The 24,430-nt window shown below is 70.4% G+C and carries 18 protein-coding genes; 11 read left to right on the forward strand and 7 right to left on the reverse strand.

The window, feature by feature from the left end:
• Positions 1–4 precede the first annotated feature (4 nt).
• On the reverse strand, positions 5–7,657 hold the full coding sequence (locus G361_RS0136585) for a type I polyketide synthase (protein ID WP_020647651.1): 7,653 nt from the start codon (positions 7,655–7,657) through the stop codon (positions 5–7).
• Positions 7,654–7,965, reverse strand: a complete 312-nt coding sequence (locus G361_RS45995) for an acyl carrier protein (protein ID WP_019932115.1) — start codon at positions 7,963–7,965, stop codon at positions 7,654–7,656. The genes G361_RS0136585 and G361_RS45995 overlap by 4 nt, the downstream gene beginning before the upstream one ends.
• A gap of 190 nt (positions 7,966–8,155) precedes the next feature.
• Here G361_RS45995 and G361_RS0136595 point away from each other — a divergent pair, with 190 nt between their 5' ends.
• Positions 8,156–9,136, forward strand: a complete 981-nt coding sequence (locus tag G361_RS0136595) for an MBL fold metallo-hydrolase (RefSeq protein WP_019932116.1) — start codon at positions 8,156–8,158, stop codon at positions 9,134–9,136.
• 41 nt (positions 9,137–9,177) lie between these two features.
• Here G361_RS0136595 and G361_RS0136600 read toward each other — a convergent pair whose 3' ends face one another.
• Positions 9,178–10,149: a nitronate monooxygenase family protein gene (locus G361_RS0136600; protein WP_019932117.1), complete on the reverse strand. Its 972-nt coding sequence runs from the start codon at positions 10,147–10,149 to the stop codon at positions 9,178–9,180.
• Between the two features lie 321 nt (positions 10,150–10,470).
• On the opposite strand from G361_RS0136600, the gene fadD5 reads away from it, so the two are divergent.
• The gene (gene fadD5, locus G361_RS0136605) at positions 10,471–12,042 is read left to right on the forward strand and encodes a fatty-acid--CoA ligase FadD5 (protein ID WP_019932118.1); all 1,572 of its coding nucleotides are present in this window, start codon (positions 10,471–10,473) and stop codon (positions 12,040–12,042) included.
• Positions 12,043–12,137: 95 nt separating this feature from the next.
• Entirely contained in the window at positions 12,138–12,749 is a 612-nt protein-coding gene (locus tag G361_RS0136610) for a cysteine hydrolase (protein WP_026343942.1), read from the forward strand.
• A 26-nt stretch (positions 12,750–12,775) separates the two neighbouring features.
• Here the strand turns inward: G361_RS0136610 and G361_RS0136615 are convergent, their stop codons facing one another.
• Complete coding sequence (locus G361_RS0136615; RefSeq protein WP_019932121.1) at positions 12,776–15,169, reverse strand: lysylphosphatidylglycerol synthase transmembrane domain-containing protein; 2,394 nt, start codon at positions 15,167–15,169, stop codon at positions 12,776–12,778.
• A gap of 243 nt (positions 15,170–15,412) precedes the next feature.
• On the opposite strand from G361_RS0136615, the gene G361_RS0136625 reads away from it, so the two are divergent.
• The 5 genes from G361_RS0136625 (at position 15,413) to G361_RS49965 (ending at position 19,214) form a co-directional block, all read left to right on the forward strand.
• Positions 15,413–16,039 (forward strand): GDSL-type esterase/lipase family protein, encoded by a 627-nt coding sequence (locus G361_RS0136625; RefSeq protein WP_019932123.1) that lies wholly within the window; start codon positions 15,413–15,415, stop codon positions 16,037–16,039.
• A gap of 55 nt (positions 16,040–16,094) precedes the next feature.
• Positions 16,095–16,703 carry a hypothetical protein gene (locus G361_RS47560; RefSeq protein ID WP_019932124.1) on the forward strand — a complete coding sequence of 203 codons (609 nt, stop codon included), beginning with the start codon at positions 16,095–16,097 and terminating at the stop codon, positions 16,701–16,703.
• Positions 16,704–16,796: 93 nt separating this feature from the next.
• Positions 16,797–17,588: a class I SAM-dependent methyltransferase gene (locus tag G361_RS0136635; RefSeq protein WP_231387198.1), complete on the forward strand. Its 792-nt coding sequence runs from the start codon at positions 16,797–16,799 to the stop codon at positions 17,586–17,588.
• A 35-nt stretch (positions 17,589–17,623) separates the two neighbouring features.
• Entirely contained in the window at positions 17,624–18,625 is a 1,002-nt protein-coding gene (locus tag G361_RS0136640) for an NADP-dependent oxidoreductase (RefSeq protein ID WP_019932126.1), read from the forward strand.
• A gap of 25 nt (positions 18,626–18,650) precedes the next feature.
• Positions 18,651–19,214: a MerR family transcriptional regulator gene (locus G361_RS49965; RefSeq protein ID WP_019932127.1), complete on the forward strand. Its 564-nt coding sequence runs from the start codon at positions 18,651–18,653 to the stop codon at positions 19,212–19,214.
• 55 nt (positions 19,215–19,269) lie between these two features.
• Here G361_RS49965 and G361_RS0136650 read toward each other — a convergent pair whose 3' ends face one another.
• On the reverse strand, positions 19,270–20,805 hold the full coding sequence (locus G361_RS0136650; RefSeq protein ID WP_019932128.1) for an NAD(P)/FAD-dependent oxidoreductase: 1,536 nt from the start codon (positions 20,803–20,805) through the stop codon (positions 19,270–19,272).
• 371 nt (positions 20,806–21,176) lie between these two features.
• Here G361_RS0136650 and G361_RS49970 point away from each other — a divergent pair, with 371 nt between their 5' ends.
• Positions 21,177–21,425, forward strand: coding sequence for a hypothetical protein (locus tag G361_RS49970; protein ID WP_155981966.1), 249 nt, complete (start codon positions 21,177–21,179; stop codon positions 21,423–21,425).
• Between the two features lie 88 nt (positions 21,426–21,513).
• On the opposite strand, the gene G361_RS0136660 is transcribed toward G361_RS49970, so the two are convergent.
• Entirely contained in the window at positions 21,514–22,143 is a 630-nt protein-coding gene (locus G361_RS0136660) for a class I SAM-dependent methyltransferase (protein WP_019932130.1), read from the reverse strand.
• Between the two features lie 78 nt (positions 22,144–22,221).
• On the opposite strand from G361_RS0136660, the gene G361_RS0136665 reads away from it, so the two are divergent.
• Both G361_RS0136665 and G361_RS0136670 read left to right on the forward strand, forming a co-directional pair.
• Positions 22,222–22,773, forward strand: a complete 552-nt coding sequence (locus G361_RS0136665) for an NUDIX hydrolase (protein ID WP_231387199.1) — start codon at positions 22,222–22,224, stop codon at positions 22,771–22,773.
• A gap of 63 nt (positions 22,774–22,836) precedes the next feature.
• Complete coding sequence (locus G361_RS0136670; RefSeq protein ID WP_036496200.1) at positions 22,837–23,097, forward strand: ANTAR domain-containing protein; 261 nt, start codon at positions 22,837–22,839, stop codon at positions 23,095–23,097.
• 185 nt (positions 23,098–23,282) lie between these two features.
• Here the strand turns inward: G361_RS0136670 and G361_RS0136675 are convergent, their stop codons facing one another.
• On the reverse strand, positions 23,283–24,377 hold the full coding sequence (locus G361_RS0136675) for a DUF2332 domain-containing protein (RefSeq protein WP_019932133.1): 1,095 nt from the start codon (positions 24,375–24,377) through the stop codon (positions 23,283–23,285).
• Positions 24,378–24,430 lie beyond the last annotated feature (53 nt).

Genomic DNA, 24,430 nt, shown 5'->3' on the forward strand with positions numbered 1-24,430 from the left:
ACTCCTAGCGGACCTGCCGGGCGGATAGATGCGCCGCGAGCGCGACGATGGTCGGATATTCGAAGATTTCGGCGGTCCCGATCCGCCGGCCCAGTCGGGCCTCCAGGGCCCGCCGCAACTCGATGGCCAGCAGCGATGTCAGCCCGAGCGCGACGAAATCGCCCGCCGGGTCGATACTCTCGGCCCGCCGGTCCAAGGTCTCCGCCAGCGCGGACCGGATGATCGGCACCATCGCCTCGGCCCGCGCCGCCACGTCCGCAGGATCCGGATCGCTCGCGGCCCCGGAATCGAAGGCGCCCGGCCGATTTCGATCCTCGGCACCGTCCCGATCCGTGAGACCACCGACCAGCGACACCACATTCCCGTTGCCCCGCCACACTTTCCGTGCTCCGGTCGTCGTGGTGCTCTCGCCCGGATCGGACCTGGTCGTCGGGCTGCCGGACCCGGTCGACGGGCCGCCGGGCTCGGCCGTCGGGTCGCCTGGCCCGGTCGACGTGCTGGGTACAGCTGTCGGGCTGCCGGACCCAGCTGTCGGGCCGCCGGACCCGAGCGTCCGGTCGCTGGTCCCGGCCGTCGGGTCGCTGGACCTGCGTGTCGGATCGGTCGACCGGGCTGCCGGGTCGCCGGGCCCAGGTGTCGGGTGGGTCGACCAGGCTGCCGGGTCGTCGGACCCGGGTGTTGGGGCGGTCGACCGGGACGCCGGGTCGCTGGGCCCGGGTGTCGGGTGGGTCGACCAGGCGGTCGGGTCGCTGGGCCCGGATGTTGGGTGGGTCGACCAGGCGGTCGGGTCGCTGGGCCTGGATGTCGGGTGGGTCGACCAGGCGGTCGGGTCGCTGGGCCCGGATGTCGGGTGGGTCGACCAGGCGGCCGGGTCGCTGGACCCGGGTGCCGGATCGGTCGACCAGGCGGCCGAGTCGTCGGACGCTGTTGCCGGGTCGCTGGACCTGGATGTTGGGAGGCCGGGCTCGGCTGTCGGGCCGCCGGACCCGATCGTCGGGCCGCCGGCCTCGGCCGTCCGGTCCGACTCGGTGGTCGGGTTGCCGGACCCTGTCATCGGGTCGCTGTGCTCGGCTATTGGGCGGACGGTCCTGGATGTCGGTGCACCGGTTGTTGCGCGGCGGCTGGGTCCGGGTGTTGTGCTGTTGGATCCGGATGCCGGGTTGCGAAGACCGGCTCTCGGGCCGCCGGGGTCCGTCGATCCGGATCGGTCGGCGGCCGGGTGAGTGCCTGTGCGCCGGGGCGGAACCAGTGGGGCGAGGATCGATTCCATCGGTGGCAGGGCCGGACGTGATGTGTCCGAATCGGTTTCGCGGGCCGGGGTGGGTGGCGGCGGATATCCGAGGGCCGTGCGGACTCGGTCGGCAAGGGGGGAACGGTCGGTGGTGGGGGAGTAGTCCAGGGCCAGTACGAACGGTTCGGGTTGGCCGAGTACCGCGGAGAGTACGGCGGCGCCGCGGGTCGCATCGAACGGGACCACGCCGGCGCGGCGCAGGTGGGCGGCACCGCCGGCGGCCGCGGACAGGCCGGATTCCCAACTGCCCCAAGCGATGCTGATGACGCGGCGGTCGGTGCGGGCTCGGGCGAGTGCGTCCACGGCGGCGTTGGCGGCGGCGTAGGCCGCCTGGCCGGGGGCACCGAGGGCGCCGGTGGCCGAGGAGTACAGCAGGGCGAAATCGATCGGGTCGTCGGCGGTGAGGTCGAGCAGATCGGCGGCGGCGAGCAGTTTCGGGGCGAACACCGCCAGCAGCGATTCGCCGGTGACGGCGCCGAATTCGGCATCGCGCAGCACACCGGCCGAGTGCACGACACCTTGGATGGTGGAACCGCATTCGCGGATGTCCTCGAGTGCGTTGGCCAGATCGGTGCGGTCGGCGACATCGCAACGGACCACGACGATCCGGTCCTCCAGGCCGTCCAGCAGCGGGGGCAGCGGACGCGGGGTCCGGGTCAGGACGACGACGTCGTGCGCGCCGGCCGCGAGCAGCCAGCGTACGGTGGGCGCGCCCAGCGCGCCGAGTCCGCCGGTCACCACGTAGGTGCCCTCGGGACGGATCGCGGGTGGCGTGGCGGTGGGTGCGGGGACGAAGCGCCGGACATCGATCGCGGCGCCGTCGATCCGGACCTCCTCGGGCCCGGCCGGTTCCAGCACCAGGTCCGGTAGCGGGCCGGGGCGGTCGCCCGAGGTCCAGACCAGCCGGATCGGCCGACCGGACTCCGTCTGCAACGACCGGACCAGTCCCGCCACCGCCTGTTGATCGATCGCCGACCGATCCCGCAGCACCACGGTCAGCGCCGCCGTCGCATCGCTGTCGTACACCCGTTGCAGCAGATCCAGTGCGCGCACGACCAGGCCCGGGACCGCGTCGGCGGGACCGGCCTCCTCGTCCGGCCACACCAGGACGACGGCGGTCCGGTCGGTGCGGGTCGCGAGGACGGAAGCCACGATCGGGGCCGCCTCGCCGGGTTCGCGGGCCACCCGCTCGGCGGCGAGGCGGCGGTGCAGTGCCCGGGTCAAGCGCACCGCCAGGGCCGACTCACCGACGATCAGTACCCGTTCGACCAGCGAAAGTGGTTGTGCGGCGGCCCAGTCCGCGGCCCGGGTGGGCAGCCAGGCCTCGTGCCGCAGCACGGCGGCCGGTGGCTCGGCCCGCGCGATGCGGGTGATGGGTACCGTCGGCACGGTCGGGGCGAGCAGCAGGTCGATGCCGCCCACCCGGCCGTCGCCGGACGCCGTGGGTTCGGCCGCGATCGGCGCGGGCCGTGGCGGGTCGGCGGGCAGCGCCGCGAAGCCGATCCGGATTCCCGACAGCGCGGCGGCGGGCGCACCGTACTGATCCAGCGCGATGACCTCGCAGATCAGCCCGGCGGGACCGGTCTCGCGCACGAAGGCGTGTGCCTCGGTCAGCAGCAGATCGGGCGCGCCTGCCAGCCACACCGACGCGATACCCACCGGCAACGGCAGCACCCCGTCCGGCAACAGTTCCAGCGCCGCCGCCGCGATCACCTGGAGGCAGCCGTCGAATACCGCGACGTCGAATCGCACCTGCCCGAAAAGTCCGATCGCACTGCGGTTTCCGGTGGACACGGCGCGCAGCGTGCGGAATCCGGGGCCGTACTGCAGCCGCCGCTCGCGCAGCGCCGCATAGAACGCCTCGATATCGAGCGGCCGCAGTGCGCGTCCCGCACCCCGATGCGCGTCGACCGTCCGCATCCACCCGACGATCTCGCCGGGCGCCGGTGGTGGTGCGGACCGGCCGGAGGCCAGCGGTACCGAGCCGAGTACCTCCAGCCGTCCGGCCGACTCCCGGTAGCGGACCTCGTCGAGCGCGGCCACATCGGTGCGCTCGTGCACGGTGAAATCAACGATGCGCGAAGCGGTCTCGGGCCCGAGCCGGAACAGCTGGCGCAACCAGAAGGTGACCGGCACGGTCGCGACACCGTCGACCACGTGATCGCGCAGCGGCACCGGATCGTCCGGCAGCGGTAGCGGTTCCGCGCCGGTGAGCAGCGGGAAACTCCGATGCCGCCAGATCCGTTGCGGCGCCGAGCCGGTGAAGCCACCGGCCGCCGACCAGTCCACCGATCCCCCGGCCACGAACAGCCGCCCGACACCGTCCAGGAACGCACTCGCCTCGGCGTCCCGATCGGCCACGACGACAGTCGACCGCGCGAACTCCGGCCGATCCCGCACGGCGGGCGCCAGCACCGGATGCGGCGCGAGCTCGATCACCGTCGAGATGTCCTCGGCCACCGCGGTTTCCAGCGCCGCCGCCAATTCGACGGTGCCGCAGGCGTTCTCCACCCAATAACCGGCGTCCGGCGCCTGCGTGAGCGGTTCGCCGCGACGAGTGGTGGAGTACAGCGGCAACTGTGGCGCCCGCGCCCGGAGCTCCTTCAGCTCGGCCGCCAGATCCGCCGCCACCGCGCGTACCTGCGGACTGTGCGCGGCGAAGTCCACGGCGATGTACCGCGCGAACATCTGCCGCCGCTGCGCGCGCCGCACGACGGTCTCGACGTACCGGGCCGACCCGGAGACGACCACCGCGCGCGGCCCGTTGATCGCCGCGACGGCGACCTCGGACCGCAACGGTTCCACCATTCGCGCCGCCTCGTAGGGTGTCGCCTCCAGTACCGCCATCGCCCCGTGCCCATCGAGCCGGGCCAGCATCCGGCTGCGCGCCACCACCACTCGCGCACCCTCGTCCGGCGACAACGCTCCGCCCACCACCGCCGCGGCGATCTCGCCGAGACTGTGCCCCGCCACCGCATCCGGATGAATTCCCCAGGCCCGCAACAACTCCGCGAGCGCGATCTGATAGACGAACAGGGCCGGCTGTACCGCCGCGGTCCCGTCCAGACTGTGCGCGAACCCGTATCGCGGCGTCCACACCCGTGGCCCACCGGCCCGCACCACCGCATCCGCGGCATCCGCCACCGCCCGCGCGAAGACGGGATACCGCGCAGCCAGCGCCCGCCCCATCCGCGCATGCTGCCCACCCTGCCCCGAGAACAGGAACAACACCCGCCCCGGTCGCCGCGCCCGCCCCGGCCCGATCACCACCCCCGCCGGATCGAACCGCCCCACCCCTTCGAACCCGTCCGCGATGACCGCGCCACGCGGCGCCGGTCGACCAGCATCCTGCCCGGCCGCGCCGTCGTGCCCGGCCGCGCCGTCGTGCCCGGCCGCGCCGTCCTGCCCGGCCGCGCTGTCGTGTCCGGCCGCGTTGTCCTGCCTGCCCGCGCTGTCGTGCCCGGCCGCATCGTCGTGTCCGGCTGTGCTGTCGTGTCCGGCCGCGTCATCGAGCCCAGCCGCATGTTCGTGCTCGGCTACGTTGTCGTGCCCGGCCGCGCCGTCGAGCTCGGAAACATGCGGTATCCGTGCTGTTTCGGGCTTGCCGCCGATCTCCGATGCAGCGCCGACGGACGTCGGATCGGCAGACAGGGCGGAATTGCCCTGCGCCGCAGAATCTGTGGACTCGTCCTCGCTCGTCTCCAGCGCGGTGGGTTCCGCCGACGAGTACTCCGTTTCGAGCTTGTCGGCCGAACCGGACCCGGCGCTCACCTCGGACGAGACAGGGCTGTGCCGGATCGAATCCGTCCGCTCATCGCCCGGCGAGTCGGGGCCGCTCTCGGAGTCGGATCGGTGCGAAGGTAGGACGACGGATTCCGTCCCACCGGTGGTGTCCGGTTCCTGTTCCGCAAGCTCCGTAATGGATGCATCGCCGCTCGAGCCGAGCCCTTTCGTGGTCTGGAGTGGGCGGCGGCCGTCCGGTTCCGGGACGAGGGTGCTGCCGGTCGCGGCCGGCGCCGGACTGTCGCTGTGCTGCCGAACGGCCGTAGTAGCGCCGATGTTCGGAGCGGAGCGTACCTTTTCAGCGGTCTGCGAGGGGGTCTGACCCGCCGGTGTCCCGGTATTTGCGGTACTCGATTCGTCGTCGCGCAGGCTCGCTTCCGGCTCCGCCCCGGGCCCGGCGTGGTCGGATGACATCGAATCCGGCTCGGAGACAATCGGTCTCGACGATGATCGCCGCACATCGGATTCCGCTCGGGTCTCTCCGTCGCGGGTGGAGTTCGCCCCATCACCCGATGGTGCGGACGGACCCGCAACCGGACGAACCCCGGGCGGCGAGTGCCGGACCGGGGGATTGTTATGCGCGCGCGGACTCGACAACGAGATACCGCGCTGATGATCGAGGGGTCCGGCACCCGGAGCAATCGCACCCGAGGATTGCGATGATTCTTCGGAAGCGATTGCAGAAGAGGGGCTTTCCACTGCCTCGATAGGTGGGGGCCCGGAACGGTCCCAGTCCGGCCCGCCGAGGCTATCGTTATCGGTTGCCCTCAGGGACGGGGGCACGGATTGGTCCGAGCCCGGTTCGTCGTCGCTATCCGCCGCTCCGAGGGGTGAAGTCCAGGATTGTTGCGGATCCGGTCCGTCGTCGAAGCTGTTGCTATCCGCCGCCCCGACGGGTGAAGTCCCGGGCTGGTTCGAGCCCGGTCCGCCGTAGCCGCCGTTATCTCCTGCCCCGACAGGTGAAGTCTCGGATCGATCCGAGCCCGCCCCGTCGAAACCCTCGACCGCCCGAATATCACCAGCGGCCACTGAGTTTCGATCCGCCGGATTCTCGGCGGCGCTCGCCAGGTCGCGCAGCAGTGCGATGGCCTCGTCCCGATCGGCAGCGCGGATCGCGGCGCGCACCGGCTGGGGCAGCAGTCGTGCTGCCGCGGCCGCGAATTCGCGTAGCGGCGTGCCGGATTCGGTGAGGTCCGTGGCCCAGCGTGCGGCGAGTTCGCGCAGTTCGGTCTCGTCGCGGCCGGATATCGGGATCAGCACGGGCGGGTCGGTGTCGCGGAGGGCCGGTTGCGGCACGCCGCGCAGGACGGCGTGCGCGTTGGTTCCGCCGAAGCCGAACGAGCTGACTCCCGCGTACCGGTCGGTGGGCGGGATATCCCAGGCGATGGGTGCGGTCGGTACGCGCAGGCCCCGTTCGGCCAGCCGCAGCAGTGGATTCGCCTCCCGAAAATTGACGGTGGGAGCGACGATTCCGTGATGGATCGACAGCGCGGCCTTGGCGACCCCGGTGACACCGGCGGCGGCCTCCAGATGGCCGAGATTCGATTTCACCGAGCCGATCCAGGCGGGCGACTCGGGACGCGGGCCGAGTACCGCTGCCAGCGCACCGATCTCGACCGCATCGCCGAGTGGCGTTCCGGTGCCGTGACATTCGAAGTAGTCGCCGAGGGCCGGGTCGGCGCCGGCCCGCCGCCAGGCGGTCCGGATCACCTGCTGCTGCGCGGTACCGTTCGGCGCGTACAGCCCGTTCGAGCGGCCGTCGGAACCGACTGCGGCGCCGAGGATCTCGGCGTAGGCGCGGTTGCCCTCGCGCAGCGCGTCCGCACTGCGTTGCAACACCAGGACGGTGCAACCCTCGCCACGGGTGTAGCCGTCGGCGGCGGCGTCGAAGGGTTTGCAGCGGCCGTCGGGTGCCAGGAATCCACCGGTGTCGAGATAATCGGTGGGGTGGGGGAGCAGGGTGAGGTTCACGCCGCCGACGATCGCCAGTGTGGTGGAACCGTCGGCCAGCAACCGCGGTGCCAGGTCGACCGCGGCCAGTGACGCGGAACAGGCGCTGTCGAGCACCAGACTCGGGCCGTGCAGATCCAGTACGTAGGACAGGCGGTTGGCGATGATGCTCAGCGCCGAACCGGTCAGTGCGTACGGCGCGTCCCGGCCGCCGCGGCCGATCACCACGGCCCCGTGGTCGTAGGTGGCCGCGCCGAACAGCACGGCGGTGTCGGAACCGCGGAGGCGATAACCGATTCCGGCGTCGTCGATCGCCTCGACCGCCACCTCCAGTGCGAGGCGTTGTTGCGGATCCATCGCTGCCGCTTCACGATCGGTGATCGCGAACCATTCGCTGTCGAAGGCGTCGACCCGGTCCAGATAGCCCGCGCGCCGGAGGCCGGAGCGGCCGGGTGGGGGGAATCCGGTGGCGTCGCGGCCCTCGGTCAGCAGCCGCCAGAATTGTTGTGCGCCGGACGCACCCGGCACCCGGCAGCCGATGCCGATGATCGAGATCGGCTCGCGTTCACCCGGACGCGGACCGTCGAGGGTCGGCCCGTCGCGGTCCGCGGGCGGCAGCGTGGCTGCGGTCATACCGACGCCAGATGTTCGACCAGCCGGTCGATGTCGGGGTGATCGTACAGAGCAGTCAGTGAAACCTCCACGCCCAGTGCATCTTCCAGCACCGCGGCGAGTCTCGCCAACTGGGTGGAGGACAGGCCCAGGTCGGTGAAGGGCGCGTCGGTCGCCACGGTGTCGCCGGGTACTCCGGCCAGGTCGGCGATCGCCGCCACGGCGGTGGCGGTCATCGCGGCCCGGCCGCGGCGCGGGATCGCTACCGCCGCCGGATCATCGCCGTGATCGCCGCCCGAAGACCCACTGCCCGAAGAATTCTGCCCCACGTCGGTTCACCCCTCGTATGCTCCGGCGCCGCCGGTCGATCCTGGCGTGGCCGTGCTCCGTTGCCGCCACCGGCCCCGCGGACATCCGGATCCGGTGGCACGCGCCCCGCGTCCCTCCGCGATTATGCCGAGAACCGGCCGCCCGGAGAAGAGTTTCCCGCACAGGCGGCGATCGCATACCGTGGGCGCCGTGACCGAAGCCATCGAGGACAACGTGGCCGATCCGGCCGATCCGACCACGGGCCGCCCGGGCGTGCTGGGCACGCTGGTCCGTTGCTGTGGTGCGCTGGCCGCGACCCCCGGCCGGTTGCTGCGCCCTCGCCGCCCCGATCATCGTCTGCTCGCGAGCCTGACGCCGGTACCGGCGCCGCCCGCTCGCGCCACCGTCGCGCTACGCACGCTGCCGCAGAGCCGGACCAGCGCTCCGCTGGCGATCGTCGCCGAGGGGGTGCGGAGCCTGCGCACGGTCTGGACCGTCTACGGTGCCTTCCTGGTCGAACATCCGAAGGCGCGATTCCTGGTCGATCCGGGCATGTGCGCGAATGTGCACGAGCGGGTGCTGCCGGGGCAGCCGTTCCCGCTGGGGCTGCTGGTATCGCCGGACAAGCCGGTCCTCGGGCTCGGCGACGCGCTCGCGGACGCCGAACTCGGGCTCACCGACATCGATTTCACGCTGGCCACCCACCTGCACTGGGATCATGTGTCCGGCCTGCTGGAGTTGCCGGATTCGGTCGAATTACGGGTCACCGGAACGGAATACGAGTGGGCGATGGCCGGATCGCACGCGCCCTACGGGGTGGTCCGCGCACCGCTGCACGATCGCAAGATCTCGCCGCTCACGCTCGACGGGCCGCCGGTGCTCACCTTCGAGGCCAGTCACGATCTGTTCGGCGACGGTTCGGTACTGCTGGTCGACCTGGCCGGGCACACCCCGGGCAGTATCGGGGTGCTGCTCGCGGTCGACGACGGCACCCGCGTGCTGCTCGCCGGTGACGCGGTCTGGAACTCCTTGCAGATCGAGCTGATCCGGGAGAAGGCCCCGATGCCCGGTCAGCTGTTCGATGCCGACCGGGCGAAGACCTTCGAGACCATCCACCGGCTGCACGCGCTGCCGTCCGGTATCGAGGTGATCGCCGCCCACGACTACGACGCGATGCTGTCGCGCGCCTAGCCGGCGACAGCCCGGGGCCGACCGGCCCCGGGTCGCGCGGATCAGGCGACGAAGGACGCCAGTCGCGAGTTGATCAGCTGCTCGGCCTCGGCGACCATCCGGCTGATCAGCACCGCGCAGGTCGGGATGTCCTCGATGAGGCCCTGGACCTGCCCGGCCGACCAGATACCGGCGTCGAGGTCGCCCTCCTCGAACACCCGGCGGCCGCGGGCGCCCGCGACCAGTTCCCGGACGTCCTCGAATTTCCCGCCGGCCTTCTCGATCTCGACGACCTTGCGGCTGATCTCGTTGTCCGCGACGCGCGCGGAGTTGTGCATGGTGCGGAAGATCATCTGGGTGCTGCGCTCGGTGTGCGCGACGATCTGCTCCTTGACCTTCCGGTGCACCGGCGACTCCTCGGTGCACAGGAAGCGGGTGCCCATGTTGACCCCGTCGGCGCCGAGCGCGAGCGCCGCGACCAGGCCGCGGGCGTCGGCGATGCCGCCGGAGGCGATGATCGGGATGGTCAGCGCTCGCGCGGCGGCGGGGATCAGCACCAGGCCGGGCACATCGTCCTCGCCCGGATGGCCGGCGCATTCGAAACCGTCGATGGAGACGCCGTCGACGCCGATGGCCTGCGCCTTGAGCGCGTGCCGGACGCTGGTGCACTTGTGCAGCACCTTGATCCCGGCCTCGCGGTAGGCGGGCAGGAACGGCTCCGGATTGCTGCCGGCCGTCTCGACGATCTTGATTCCGGAGTCGATGATCGCGGCGGCGTACTCCTCGTACGGCGGCGGGTTGATCGACGGCAGGATCGTGAGGTTCACGCCGAACGGCTTGTCGGTGAGCTCCCGGACCTTGGCGATCTCCGTGCGCAGCGCCTCGGGGGTGGGCTGGGTGAGGGCGGTGAGGAAGCCGAGTCCACCGGCGTTCGCCACGGCCGCGACGAGTTCGGCCCGGCCGACCCACATCATGCCGCCCTGCACGATCGGGTGCTCGATTCCGAACGTCTCGGTGAATCTGGTGCGCAACATCGCCTGTGTCCTCCCTGACCGCCCGGACCTGCCTCCGGATGCCCCCGATGGTGGCACGGCCGATCCGGCGGAACAACCTTCATGTGAGCCGTTGTTTGCGATGCCCATCCGTTCGGCCGGTGACTCCACTCCCTGGAGCTGCGTCGAAACACGTTCCAATATCGGATTTGAACTGGGAGTATGATCGGCGCTCGGGTGCCCGGAGGGCACTCCTGTAACTCTTGTCACACAAAAAGTTAGTTGGTATTCTCATTGTCGATTCGGCCGTCGGTGACGACTGCCCGAATCGTCGGATGCAGTAGGAAGCTAGGAAGGCACGGCATGACCTTCGTCCCCGGCGCGCTCGACGAGCCCGTCCGCTCTCGCCGCAATCACTGGAACAACCAGATCGCGACGCATGCGCAGATGCGCCCGGATGCCGTCGCGATGCGCTACCGCGGACGGGACATCTCGTGGAAGCAGTTCCACGACCGCTCGCAGCGTTTCGCCGACGCGCTCGCCCGGCGCGGGGTGGGCTTCGGTGATCGGGTGCTGATCCTCGCGCTGAACCATCCCGAATATCTGGAGGCGGTGCTCGGTATCACCGCCCTCGGCGCGATCGCGGTGCCGGTGAACTTCCGGCTCACGCCGCCGGAGGTGGCCTACCTGGTCGCCGATTCCGGCGCCACCGCGATCGTCACCGATACCGTGCTGCAGCCGCTGGCGGTCGGGGTACGGTCCCAGGCCCCGGGTCTGCAGACCGTCTTCGTGATCGGCGGCGACACCGGCGAGGAGGTGTTCGGCTTCGAGGACGTGCTCGCCGAAGGTGGCGAATCCCATACGCCGCTGGACATTCCGGAGGACACTCCGGCCCTGATCATGTACACCTCGGGCACCACCGGTAGCCCGAAGGGCGCGATCCTCACCCATTCGAACCTGAATTCGCAGGCCCTCACCTGCATTCGGGCGATGGATCTCACCCCCGACACCGTCGGCTTCTGCACCTCGCCGCTGTTCCACATCGCCGGATTGGGCAGTCTCGTCCCGTATTTCGTGCTCGGCGCCAGATTCGTACTGCATCCGCTGGGCGCGTTCGACGCCACCGAATTCCTGGACGCGGTCGAGGCCGAACAGGCCACCGCCGCGTTCTGTGTGCCGGCGCAGTGGCAGCTGATCTGCGAGGAGCCGACGGTCAAGCAGCGCAAGCTGGCGCTGCGGATGCTGTCCTGGGGTGCGGCCCCGGCCTCCGACAGCGTGCTGCGCGCGATGGCCGACTGCTTCCCCGAGGCGCAGAACGTCGCCGTCTTCGGTCAGACCGAGATGTCGCCGATCACCTGTGTGCTGGACGGCAAGGACGCGCTGCGCAAGCTCGGTTCGGTCGGGCAGGTCATCCCGACCGTCGCCGCCCGCGTCGTCGACGACGAGGGCAACGAGGTCGCCCCCGGCGAGATCGGTGAGATCGTCTACCGCGGCCCGACGCTGATGCTCGGCTACTGGAACAAGCCCGAGGCCACCGCGGAGGCGTTCTCCGGCGGCTGGTTCCACTCCGGCGACCTGGTGAAGCAGGACGAGGAGGGCTTCGTCTGGGTGGTCGACCGCAAGAAGGACATGATCATCTCCGGCGGTGAGAACATCTACTGCGCCGAGGTGGAGAACGTCCTGTTCGCGCATCCGAAGATCCACGAGGCGGCGGTGATCGGCCGTACCCACGAGAAGTGGGGCGAGGTGCCCGTCGCGGTGGTGGCGCTGGCCGATCCGGCCGACACCCTCACCCTCGAGGAGCTCGAGCCGTTCCTCAACGCGAACCTGGCCCGCTACAAGCACCCCAAGCACCTGGTGGTCGTGCCGGAGCTGCCGCGCAACGCCAGCGGCAAGGTCGTGAAAGTCGATCTGCGCAAGGACTATTCGTCCTGATCCGATCCGATCGCCGCGTGCGCGACAGCGATGATTGCGCGCGGTGACGACTCGAAGCGGGCCCGGCACCGGCCGGTGCGGAGGATGATCGGCGGATGACCGATCGACTCCGCACCGCCGTGCTGGCCCTGCACTGGCAGGTGAATGTGATTCGGCCCGAAGGCTTCTTCGGGCCGATGCTCGCCGCGCCGATCGCGGCGAGCGGTGTGCTGGAACGGGCCGCCGCCTTCCACGCCGCCGCGCAGACCGCCGGAATACCGGTGGTGTTCACGCGTTTCACCGTTCCGGTCGGTGGCGGCGGGCTGGTACGCAACACCGGATTCATGCGTTCGGTCGCCGCCGCGCAGACCGACTTCCGGCCGAATTCGCCCGGCGCGCAGATCGTTCCGGAGATGGCCGCACAGGCCGCGGCCGGCGCGGTGTTCGACAATCAGAAGCTGTCCGGCCTGGCGGGTAATGCGCTGCCGGACTGGCTGGCCGCCCGGGGCGTGGACACGCTGCTGCTGACCGGGGTGGCGACGAATCTCACCGTCGAGCAGACCGCCAGGCACGGCACCGATCTCGGTTTCACCGTGCACCCGATCGCCGACTGCGTGGCCGCCGCGGCGCCGGAGATCCACGCGGCCAGCCTGGCGAATCTCGAATTAGCCACGGCCGGAAGCCTTTCCGCGGGGCAAGCGCTCGCCGAGATCACCGCGACCCGCTGAAGGCCGTGCCGTACGGCGGGTTTCGCTCAGATCATCTTGCGGTCGGTGAGCCAGTGCATGATCGGCCAGCCGCAGAACACCGGCAACCAGCAGGTCAGCACCCGGTAGAGCAGGACCGACGGCACCCCGATCGCGGCCGGCACGCCGAAGGCGGCCAGCCCGCCGATCAGCGCCGCCTCCACCGCGCCGACGCCGCCGGGGGTGGGGGCCGCCGAGGCCAGCGTGCCGCCGATCATCGTCACCACGGTCACCGTCACGAAGGTGGCGGCGCCGCCGAACGCCTCGATGGCGGCCCACAACGCACCCGCCGCACCCAGAGTGGTGGTGGCACAACCGCCCACGATCATCACCAGCCGCTTCGGCTGCGTCGCCAGCGTGCGCAACTCGCTGACCACCTCGGCCAGCTGCGGCCGCACCTCGGTGCGCAGCCAGCGCCGCACCGTCGGCACCAGCGTCGCCACCCCCGCTACGCCCAGCAGCGCACCGGCCGCGAAGTACAGCACCGTCGCACTCGGCACGAGATGTGACAGATTCGCCGACACCCCGGCCGCCACGCTGAACACGATCAGCAGCACCACGTGCGTGACCACCTGCACGCTCTGCTGCAACGCCACCGCCGCGGTCGCCTTCACCGCGCCCAGCCCGCTGCGTTGCAGGAATCGCACGCTGAGCGCGAGCCCGCCCACCCCGGCCGGGGTGGTGGTGGCCGCGAACGTGTTGGCCACCTGCATCAGCAGCAGATTGCGGAAGTTCACCGACTCCCCGGCGCAGCCCCACAAGGCCATCGCCGCACCCACATAGGTGAGCGCCGAGATCGTCAGGCCGAGCAGCCCCCACCACCAGTTGGCGTTGCCCAGTTCGGTGAAGAACGTCGGCACCTGGCTGATGAACGGATAGGCCACGTAGACCAGGGCGAACAGCAGTACCAGCTGGATGATCTGGTTGCGGGAGTACCGGGTGATCTGCGCGGTCTCGATGCGATCCTGGCCGGTCTGCTCCTGCACCTGCGCGCGGACCGCCTTGATCACCTCCCCGGAATCCGGTACCGAGGCGCGTACGTGCCGGGGGATCCCGGATTTCGTCAGCCGGCGCGACGCGTCCAGCACCACCTCGTCGCCGAACACCCGCCGCGCGGTGCGCACGGCCGGTTCGGCGCCGAACAGCCCGCCGGTCGACAACAGCAACTGCGCGACATCCGAACGGAACCGCACCGGATTGGCGCCGAATTCGGCGAGCATGAAGCCGCCGAACAACACCCGGCCGTCGGTGACCCGGATCTCGTCGGTCCGCAGGTCGCCGTGCGAGATCTGGGCCCGGTGCAGTTCCTGCAGCGCGCGCCACACCATCGTGAGCAGACCCTGGTCGCCGGGTACGGTCCGGTCGCTCGCGGCGGTCAGGACCCGGCCCTGCGGGACGGTGTGCGCGTACAGGGTCCAGCCGCGGCCCAGCGCGGCGACGGTGAGCGGCTTACCGGCCGCCAACCCGAGATCGCCGATCGCGATACCCATCAGCGCGCGATGCTCCACCGCGCGGCGCAGTGAGGCGAAGGCCGGGCTGCGCTCACCGGCCCGGAAGGTCAGATAGCGGCGGACCTGCCGCAACATGCCGTAACTGCGCTGGTTCTGGCCGTACATCTCGACGATCAGCCGCTGCCGGGGACCGGTCTCGGCGGCCAGTTGCAGCGGGCCGGGCCCGGCCGGCCGCAATACCGTGAACGCGGTGACGGTGTAGCCGCGGTCGGCCAGCACCCGCACCGCGGCCTCCAGTGGTACTTCCAGCGCGGGGGTGCCGACCAGCAGCACGATCACCGCACCCACGAACCAGCCGACCGCCAGTCCGAAGATGGCCCGCGACGGCACCACGAGGCTGACGAACAGATGCAGCGGCACGAACGCCAGCAGCAGCGCCCACCACCCGCGCCGCCACTTGGGGGGCAGCCACGGGCTGGCGACGGTCAGCACCGCGGCCAGCATCGCGATCCAGCGCGGATCGTCGAGGAATTGGGCGAGGAAGGTGTCCAGCTGTTTCGGGCCGATCCAGTGCCACTGCGGCCAGGACAGCCCGCCGGTACCGGTCAGCGACAACAGCACGATCGCGATCTGTCCGGCGGCGACATAGCCGACCAGCAGCTTCCACTGCCGGCGCAGTACCAGCCGCAGCAGGATCGCGAACGGCAGCGCGCAGATCGCGACGCTGTACAGCACGTACACCAGGTTGGACTTGTCCGGCGGCAGTACCCCGACGATGTCCGACAGCGACCGTTCCAGCGCCTCCCAGCGGGACCGGGTGATCACCGAGCCGATGACGACCAGCACCACCAGCAGCGCCGACAGCATCACGCGGAGGATGTCGCTGGTGCGCCGGATCCGCGGCTGCAGCAGGCTGCCGGATACGGGGATCTCCCGCCCGTCGACTCGCATATCCAATCGGATCTTTCGGATCGAGGGAGCGGCGTCGGTCCCAGGTTCGGCTCGGTGGTGAGTATGCAGCAGGCGCTGGGGCCCGCCGACGGCAACACGCCGCTGCCGCCGCATCCACACCGGACCGGACGCCACGAAGTCGCGAACCGGTTCCAGTGATCATATTTCGCGGGTTCGGGCCCGGAATTCGGCCGGTCGGGAAAACCCGGAGCGAGAAACCGAAACCCGTGCCACGATCACAGCGTGACCCGAGATGTCCGAATCTGTTTCGTGGGGGATTCCCTGGTGGCCGGTCTGGGGGATCGGCAGTGCCAGGGCTGGGCGGGCCGACTCGCGGTACGTGCCATCGGGGCCGGGCAGCCCCTGAGCTACTACAACCTGGGGGTGCGCCGGCAGACCTCCGCGGATATCGCCGCACGCTGGGAAAACGAGTGCGCGCAACGGTTACCGGACGGCGTCGACGCCCGTGTGGTGTTCTGTTTCGGCGTCAACGACGCGATGGCCGAGGACGGCGGGGTGCGGGTGGCGCCCGAACGGTCGGCCGCACATCTCGGCGAGATCCTGAGCCGCTCGCGGGCGCGGGGATGGCCCACGCTGGTGATCGCGCCGCCGCCGAATGCCGACGCGGAGCACAACGAACGGCTCGAGAAGCTGGGCGAGATCTTCGGTGCGGTGTGTGAGCGGGCGTCGGTCCCGTACATCCGGGTCTTCGAGCCGCTGCGGCACAGCACCACCTGGATGCGGGAGGTCACCGCGGGTGACGGATATCACCCCAGCGCAGTCGGTTACGAGGAGTTCGCCGCGCTGATCGTGCCGCACTGGTTGCTGTGGCTGGCCGAGCCGGGACCGCAGTTGCCCGTCGTTCGCTGATTGCCGCTGGATACGCTGATCACGCGCCGCGTCGCGCGGCCGACCGGGAGGCGTCATGACATTCAGGATCACCTCGCAGCATCCGCACGCGATTCTGCTGCGCCGGTTGTTCCTCGCGGTGGTGACCGGCAGTTTCGTCTTCCTGGTGCCGTGGGTCGGCTACCTGTCCTTCAGCCTGCCCGCCCATCACGAGGTCCGGCAGTGGGATATCGCCTGGGTGGGCTTCGACTGCATCCTGGTCGCGGCGGTCGGGGTGACCGCGCTGCTGGCCTGGCTGCGCCGGCAGATCTTCATCCCGTGGGCGATCATCACCGCGACGCTGCTGGTCTGCGACGCCTGGTTCGACATCGTCCTGGACTGGAACACCTCGGACCTGCTGTTGTCCGTGCTGACCGCCGTATTCGGAGAACTGCCGCTGGCCGCGCTGCTGTACTACACCGCGCGGCGGCTGGTGCGGTTGTCGTTGCAGATGGCCTGGGTGCTGACCGGGCATACCGAACCGCCGCCGCCGGTGACGCAGTTCCGCATGATCGACGACGACAGCTGGTCGCCACCGCCGGGGTCCGGTTCGCAGCTGCCGCCGGGGTCCGGTTCGGTGTTACCGCCGGGGCCTGGCTCGGTGTTGCCGCCCGGGCCCGGCTCGCAGCTGCCGCCCGGTCACTGATCCGGCCTGCCCGGGTTTCCGGGCCGGGCCTCTACCTGCGCCTGCCGTCCGGTCCTCGGATTCGCGCTCAGGATCCGGATCTAGCATGGCCGGGTGCGGGATTCCGAAAGTCCTACCGAGCGCGTGGACGACGCCGGAGCGGAACTGCTGGCCCGGCGGGCCGCTTCGTTCGGCGCCGCGGCGGCCGCCTATGCCGAACACCGTCCCGACTATCCCGCCGACGCGATCCGCTGGGCGCTACGGCCGTTGGGCGAGGCCGGGCATCCGGAGGTACTCGATCTGGGCGCCGGCACCGGCAAATTGACCGAGGGCCTGCTCGCGCTGGCAGCGCGGGTGACCGCGGTGGAGCCCGACGAGGGGATGCGCGCCGAATTCGCCCGTCGCTTCCGCGAGACCCCGATCTTCCCCGGCACCGCGGAATCCGTTCCGCTGCCCGATCATTCGATGCATGCGGTAGTGGTCGGACAGGCGTTCCACTGGTTCGATCCGGTCCGCGCATTCCCGGAGATCGCCCGGGTGCTGCGGCCCGGCGGGGTGGTCGCCGCCTTCTGGAACACGACCGACGACAGCGTCGAATGGGTCCGGCAACTCGGCCGGATCTCCCGGTCGAATGCCTCCTTACCTGCGATGACGCCGGACGTGTTGCCCGTGCATCCGCTGTTCGCGCACTTCGAGCACATCACATTTCCGCATGTCCAGCGCCGTACCGCGGAATCCCTGGTGGCCACCATCGGCACCCACTCCCACACCCTGGTGATCGGCGACGAGGAGCGCGCCGAACTGCTTGTCCGGCTCACCGAATTCCTCCGCAGCCGGCCCGAAACCGCCACCGGTGAATTCGACGTCCCGCTGCGCACCTGGGTGATCCGCGCCGTCCTCGCTTGACCTTCACGTGTACGTCAATCCCTAGCGTCGCGGACATGACCACCACGCATACGGTTCTGCTCGCCGCCCGGCCCGACGGACTTCCCGATCCGGCGACCTTCCGCCTCGTCGAACACTCGATTCCGGAACCGGCGGCCGGGCAGGTGCTGATCCGCAATCTGTACATGTCCCTGGATCCGGGGATGCTCATGCTGATCGGTGACTATCCCGGAATTCCCATGCCGCCGTACATGATCGGGGAGCCGCTCACCGGTGACACGGTCGGCGAGGTGGTCGCTTCCCGGGTACCTTCCGTCCCCGTCGGTGCGCTGGTCCGGCACCGCCTCGGCTGGCGGGAGCATGCCGTCGCCACGTCGGCGGAGGTGCGGGTGGTGCCCCACGACCGCTTCCCGTCCCCGTCCGGGCATCTGGGATTCGGGCTGGTCGCCTACGCCGGACTGACCGCGGTGGCCGGGATGCGGCCCGGTGACACGGTGTACGTGTCCAGCGCGGCCGGGGCCACCGGGAGTCTCGCCGGGCAGATCGCCCGGCTGCTCGGCGCGGGCCGGGTCGTCGGCAGCGTCGGCTCGGCGGCGAAGGTGGCGCATGCCCGGGACGTGCTGGGCTACGACGCGGTGTTCGACTACCACGACGGGCTGCTGCCGAATCTGCGCGCGGCCGCGCCGGCGGGCATCGACGTCTACTTCGACCTGGTCGGCGGCGATCATCTCCGGGCCGCGATCGAGGTCATGAACCCCGGCGGCCGGATCGCGTTGTGCGGGGCGCTCACCCGGCAGCACGCCGGAGGAACGCCCGACGGTGGACCGGGCGATCTGCTGCCGGTGATCGGTAAACGCCTGACGCTGCGCGGGTTCAGCGCCTTCGACCATCTCGACTTGGCCCCCGAATACGAAGCGCTGCTGCGGAACTGGCTGGCCGACGGTGCGATCGTGCAGCACGAGACCGTGATCGACGGCCTGGCGCAGGCGCCGGGCGCGCTGCTCGACCTGGTCCGCGGCCGCCATCTCGGGAAGACGGTGGTCCGGCTCACGCGTTGAATCCGGCACCGGCAAAGGAGTTTTCATGTTGATCGGTGAACTGGCCGCACGCACCGGCACCACCACCCGGGCGCTGCGCTTCTACGAGGAACGAGGTCTGCTGGTCAGCGGTCGCACCTCGGCGGGATATCGGACCTTCGAGGAGGACGCGGTGCGACGGGTGCGCAACATCCGGGAGCTGTTGTGGCTCGGGTTCACCCTCGACGATGTGCTCGCCTTCCTGCCGTACCTGGATCACGAAGTGCCCGAGGTGTTTCCGTACGAACCCCGCTGCGTCACCGGCTACGCCCGGGTCGGTCCGCCACGGGTGGCCGAACTGAACCGCCGCATCGCGGCGCTCACCGAACTGCGCGACCGTCTCCTCACCCGAATGCCCTGGCTGACCGACGATGTGCCGTGCAGTCGTACCCGGGCGGAGCGGGGCAGTCGCGGTGGGGCGATGGACGGCCATATCGGGACGATGGCGGACATCCGCACAGAGGCGGTGGCGGACATCCGCGCTGAGGGGGTAGCGGATATCCGTACCGAGGTGGTGCCGGGCAACCGCGCTGAGAAAGTGCCGCTGCGCTACCGAAGCGCAGCCGGGTGACAGCACCGCGGTACTGCGTCAGGCGATCGGGTGGACGCCACCCGCGCTGCGGCGGTCAGCGCGATTCCAGCACCGCCATGGCCGCGTTGTGGCCGCCGATGCCGCTCACCCCGCCGCCGCGGACGGTGCCCGCGCCGCAGAGGAATACGGTGGAGTACCCGGTGCTCACTCCCCATCGGGCGGCCGGGTCCGGATCGTCGTCGAGGCGGTAGGGGAAGGACAGGTCACCGTGGAAGATGTGGCCGCCGGGCAGGCCGATCTCGTGCTCCAGCTCCGGCGGGGTCACCGCCTCCAGGCAGGGGCGGCCGTCGGCGTCGGTGGCGAGGCAGTCGCGGATCGGTTCGGCCAGAACGGAATCCAGGGTGGTCAGGGTCGATTCCAGCAGGGCCGCCTTGGCTCCCGCCGGATCGCCCTCGAACAGGCTTGCCGGCGTGTGCAATCCGAACAGTGTCAGGGTGTGCAGGCCGACGGCGGCCGATTCGGGACCCAGGATCGACGGGTCGGTGAGAGTGTGGCAGTAGATTTCCGACGGCGGCGCCGTCGGTAGCCGACCGGCCGCGGCCTCCCGGTAGGCGCGCTCGAGTTCGCCGTAACCCTCGGCGATGTGGAAGGTTCCGGCGAAGGCGTCGCGGGGATCGACACGGTCCCGCAGGCGCGGCAGGCGGCGCAGCAGCATGTTCACCTTCAGTTGCGCGCCTTCGGGTTTCGGTGGCGCCGGACTGCCGAGCAGTTCGGCCAGCCGGTACGGCGCCGCGTTCACCAGCACGTGCCGGGCGGCGGTCGTGCCGCCGGTGAACCGGACCTCGGCGGTGCGCACCCCGGCGTGGATCGACTCGACCGTGCGGCCGGTGACCAGTTCGGCGCCGGCGGCGCGGGCCGCGTCGGCCAGCGCGTCGGTCAGCGCGCCCATGCCGCCGACCGGGACGTCCCAGTCGCCGGTGCCGCCGCCGATGACGTGGTAGAGGAAACAGCGGTTCTGCCGCAGCGTGGGGTCGTGGGCATGGGTGAAGGTGCCGATCAGCGCGTCGGTGAGCACCACCCCGCGCACGATGTCGTCCGCGAACAGGGCCTCCACCGTCGCACCCAGCGGACGTTCGAACACCGCCTCCCAGAGCGCCGGATCGTCCACCAGCCGCTCCAGCTGCGCCCGGGACGGCAACGGCTGCAACAGGGTCGGGAACACCCGCTGCGCCAGCCGGCCGGTGCTGCCGTAGAACCGTTGCCACGCTTCGTATTCCGCATCGGAGCCGGTGAGCGTCGCGAAACTGTCGCGGGTGCGGTCCGCGTCGCCGGTGTCGATCAGCAGGCCGCCCGCGCCGACCGGGGTGTACGAGGAGATCCGCCGCCGCCGGGTGGTGAAGCGCAGGCCCAGATCACGCACGATCTGCTGCGGCAGCAGGCTCACCAGGTACGAGTAGCGCGACAGCCGGGCGTCGACACCGTGGAAGACCCGTTCCGAGACGGCCGCGCCGCCGGTGTGCGATCGCTGCTCGAGGACCAGCACCGACAGTCCGGCCCGCGCGAGATAGGCCGCCGCGACCAGTCCGTTGTGGCCGGCGCCGACGATCACCACGTCGTAGGAGGAACGCATCTGCTCTGGATATCACGGTGCCGCGCCCGGGTTGTGATCCTCGCCGGGAGTGTCGGGTTCGGAAATATATGTGCCCGCTGTGAAACTGTCAGATTGCTGCGGATCGGATCGGAAAACGTTGAAGGGGATATGTTTCCGCTATTCGAATGCCTACTGTTTCCGAACAGCGGAGTACACCGCTCCGTCGAATGGACAATAGAAAGCAATCGACTGTGCGAACGAAATATACGGCCGCCCGGTTCGGTGCCGCGGTAGTGCTCGCCGGGGCCACGCTGCTGCTCGCGGGGTGCGGCAGCGACCACGGCTCGGGCTCCACATCGGCATCCTCCGGCGCCGCGCAATCCCGTACCGGCAGACCGGATGACGGTGCGATGAGCGCGTTCCGGACCTGCGCGGCACAACAGGGCGTGACCCTGCCCGAACGACCCGCCGGTCACCAGCGTGCGCACGACGGCGGGACGCCGCCGACGGATCGCCCGGCGCCACCGTCGGGAACACAGGCCCCCGGCGGCTCGGCTGCGGCCGCACCGTCGGGTGTACCGCATTTCCCCGGCCTGACCGCCGAACAGGAGCAGGCCCTGCAACCCTGCATGACATTGCTGCCGCAGCCCCCGAAATAATTCTCCGATAGTTTCTTTCGCTACATATCGGCCGGACGGTCCGCACCCGCGGTACCGTCCGGCCGATTTTCGGCGCGGAAAAGCGAATTCAGTTCTTCCGGACCTGGAGATGTACCTGCGGGCACCTTTCCGGATCCACCGGTTCCCGGATCAGCCGGGCGACGATGTCGAATCCGTGCGGCCGCAGCAACTCCTCGATGCGGCCGGTCGACCAGCGGAACGCGGGCGCCACCCGATGGTCGTACGGCTGCACCTCGTGCGGCGCGTCGGCGGCCATGAAGCCCAGCAGCAGCGGGCCGCCCGGCCGCAGCACCCGGCCGAATTCGGCGAACACCTCCGGCAGCAACTGCGGCGGGGTGTGAATGATGCTGTACCAGGCCACGATTCCGGCCAGCGAGGCATCGGCCGCGTGCAGCTGCTGCATCGGGCCGAGCTCGAACCGCAACCGCGGATGCGCGGCGCGGGCCAGCCGGATCATCTCCGGCGAGAGGTCCACGCCGAAGGCGTCCAGGCCCAGGGAGTGCAGATGCCCGGTGATCCGGCCCGGCCCGCAGCCGAGATCGGCCACCGGTCCGGCACCGGCCGATTCCGCGAACGCCGCGAGCATCGCCCGTTCGAACGGCTTGCTGTCCAACTCTTTCGCGAACAGGTCGGCATAGAGCTCCGCGACCTCGTCGTATGCCTGCTGCGTGGGCAGCAATGCGCTCGAATCCATCATCGCCGAGCAGTCTAGGTGCGCCCCCCGACATCGACGGGTGTCCGGACGGCCCGCCTATGCTGGGGCGGACGGTGTTCGGTGACGACGGGGGAGGCGCGGGTGGAACAACTGGATTCCCGGCACATCTATCGCAATCCCTGGATCGAGGTCCGCGAGGACAGCATCCGCCGCTCCGACGGCAGCACCGGCATCTACGGGGTGGTCCGCCGTGCCGATTTCGCCCTGGTGGTGCCGCTGGAGGGCACCCGGCTGCATCTGGTCGAGCAGTACCGCTACCCGATCCGGCAGCGCTGCTGGGAGTTTCCGGCCGGCACGCTCCCCGGCCACGAGACCGGCGATCCGGTCGAGCTGGCCCGCCGCGAACTGCGCGAGGAGACCGGCCTGCGCGCCGGCACGCTCACTTACCTGGGCCGTCTCGACGCCGCCCCGGCCACCCTGGACCAGCACGGCAGCGTCTACCTGGCCACCGATCTGACCCCCGGCGAACCCGAACGCGAGCCGGAGGAGCAGGACATGCGCGCGGCCTGGTTCGAGCGGGCCGAGGTCGAGACGATGATCCGCGACGGCGTCATCACCGACGCGCACACGGTGGCCGCCTACACCCTGTTGTTGCTGTGGGAACGTAATTAGTTGACTTGCGGACCGGCTGGCACGCAATATGTTTCGGGCAAGCCCCGTCCAGGAGAAAATTCGATGAGCACCCTGTCCGCCAACGCTCGCATGCTCGACACCGCCAAAGGCGTCCTGGTGGCTCTGCACCGATGCAGCGTCCCCGCCGCCTTCGATGAGATTCTGCGCGTCGCGCACCGGCATTCCGTACCCGCGCTCGCGCTGGCCGGGGCTCTGGTCGCACTCGCCGACGGCACGGCCGACACCGCCACCGACCCGGCGGCACTGGCCGCCCACCTGGAGTGGGGCCACCTGTTCACCCCCGCCCTGACCAGCGCCGTCTGATTCGGCTGCCGCCGCCCCCGGCTCGGTCGAGTCGGGGCGATTGCAACTCGCGCCGGAGGTGAGTCCGGTGACCGAGCCGGTGGCGGGTTCCGATGACTGAGGTTGCCGCGTGTCCCGACGGTGGCCCGGCCGCAACGGGAGCCGGGTCAGCTCCGGCGGCTCGGTCAGGGGCGGGTTGCAGGGACTCAGCTCGGGGCGGGTTCCGGCTGGTCGCCGGAATACAGGAACGCCGGTACCCCATGGGGTTTCGCGCGTGCCAGCACTATCGGCGGTTGCGTTCCGATGCGGGCGGTCAGCCGGAATCCGTGACGGTCGTCGCTGGTGTCCTGTGGTTCGAACGCGATGTGGGCGAAGCCCGAGCCGGGTCCGGTGGTGGCCGCCAGCCGATCGAGTTCGGCGCTGACCGCGGCCCATTCCGGCTTCGGCACGTACTGCCACATCACCGAATGCCACACCACCGTCAGCACTCCGGGGATCGGTTCGATCCCGGCCAGGAAATCCGCGGCCCCGATCCGCGAGACCTCGGCCGGAACCCGCGCGGCGACCCGCAACGCGCCGTCCAGCCGCGCGAACCGTTCCACCTGATCCGGCCAGACGTAGGAACGCAGCGCGAGCGCATCGCGCGGCGAGGCCGGATCCAGTGGGGTGGGGTCGCAGCCGCGCCGCTCGACGACGGTGACGCTCGGATGGCGGCGCACCGCCTCGGCCAGCCAGCCGGGCACCGGCCCCTGCCACGCATCCGGCACGGTGACCGGCGAGCCCTCCGGGCCCCATGCGATATCGCCTGCGCGCCAACGGAAATGGTCGGCCCGCAGATTGAGCCCGGCGCTGCTGCCCAACTCCAGCAGGCGGATCGGCAGCGGCGTCGCGTCCACCGCCGCGAGCAGACCGGCCAGCAACGGAACCGACCGTCCCACCTCGTTGGTCTGCGGCGGCCGGGTCAGCCAGTCCCGGATCCATTCCTCCCGGGTGTCGACCACCTCACGAAAAGCCTTCCACACCAACGGTTCCGAGCCCGGCTCGGACTTCCCGCCGGCACTCGGATAACAGGCCGCGAGTTCCGGTGCCGCACCGGACAGGGCCAGCGCGTGCACCGCGGCCAGCAGCCGCAACGGCACCGCGGCGGCCAACTCCGATTGCTCGTATCCGGTGAGCACCCGGGCGCACGGTCCACCGTCGCGGATATCGTCGATCATCGATCGGCACAGGGCGGCGTACAGCGGTGATCCGAGTCGTTCGCAGGCTCGCGCCTGCAGATCGAACTGTCTGTCGAGATCCATGCGAGTACTCTCCCGCGTCCGCTCCGACATAATCAATGTTGATTATCATCAAC

The sequence above is a fragment of the Nocardia sp. BMG111209 genome, from assembly GCF_000381925.1.
Classification (GTDB): domain Bacteria; phylum Actinomycetota; class Actinomycetes; order Mycobacteriales; family Mycobacteriaceae; genus Nocardia.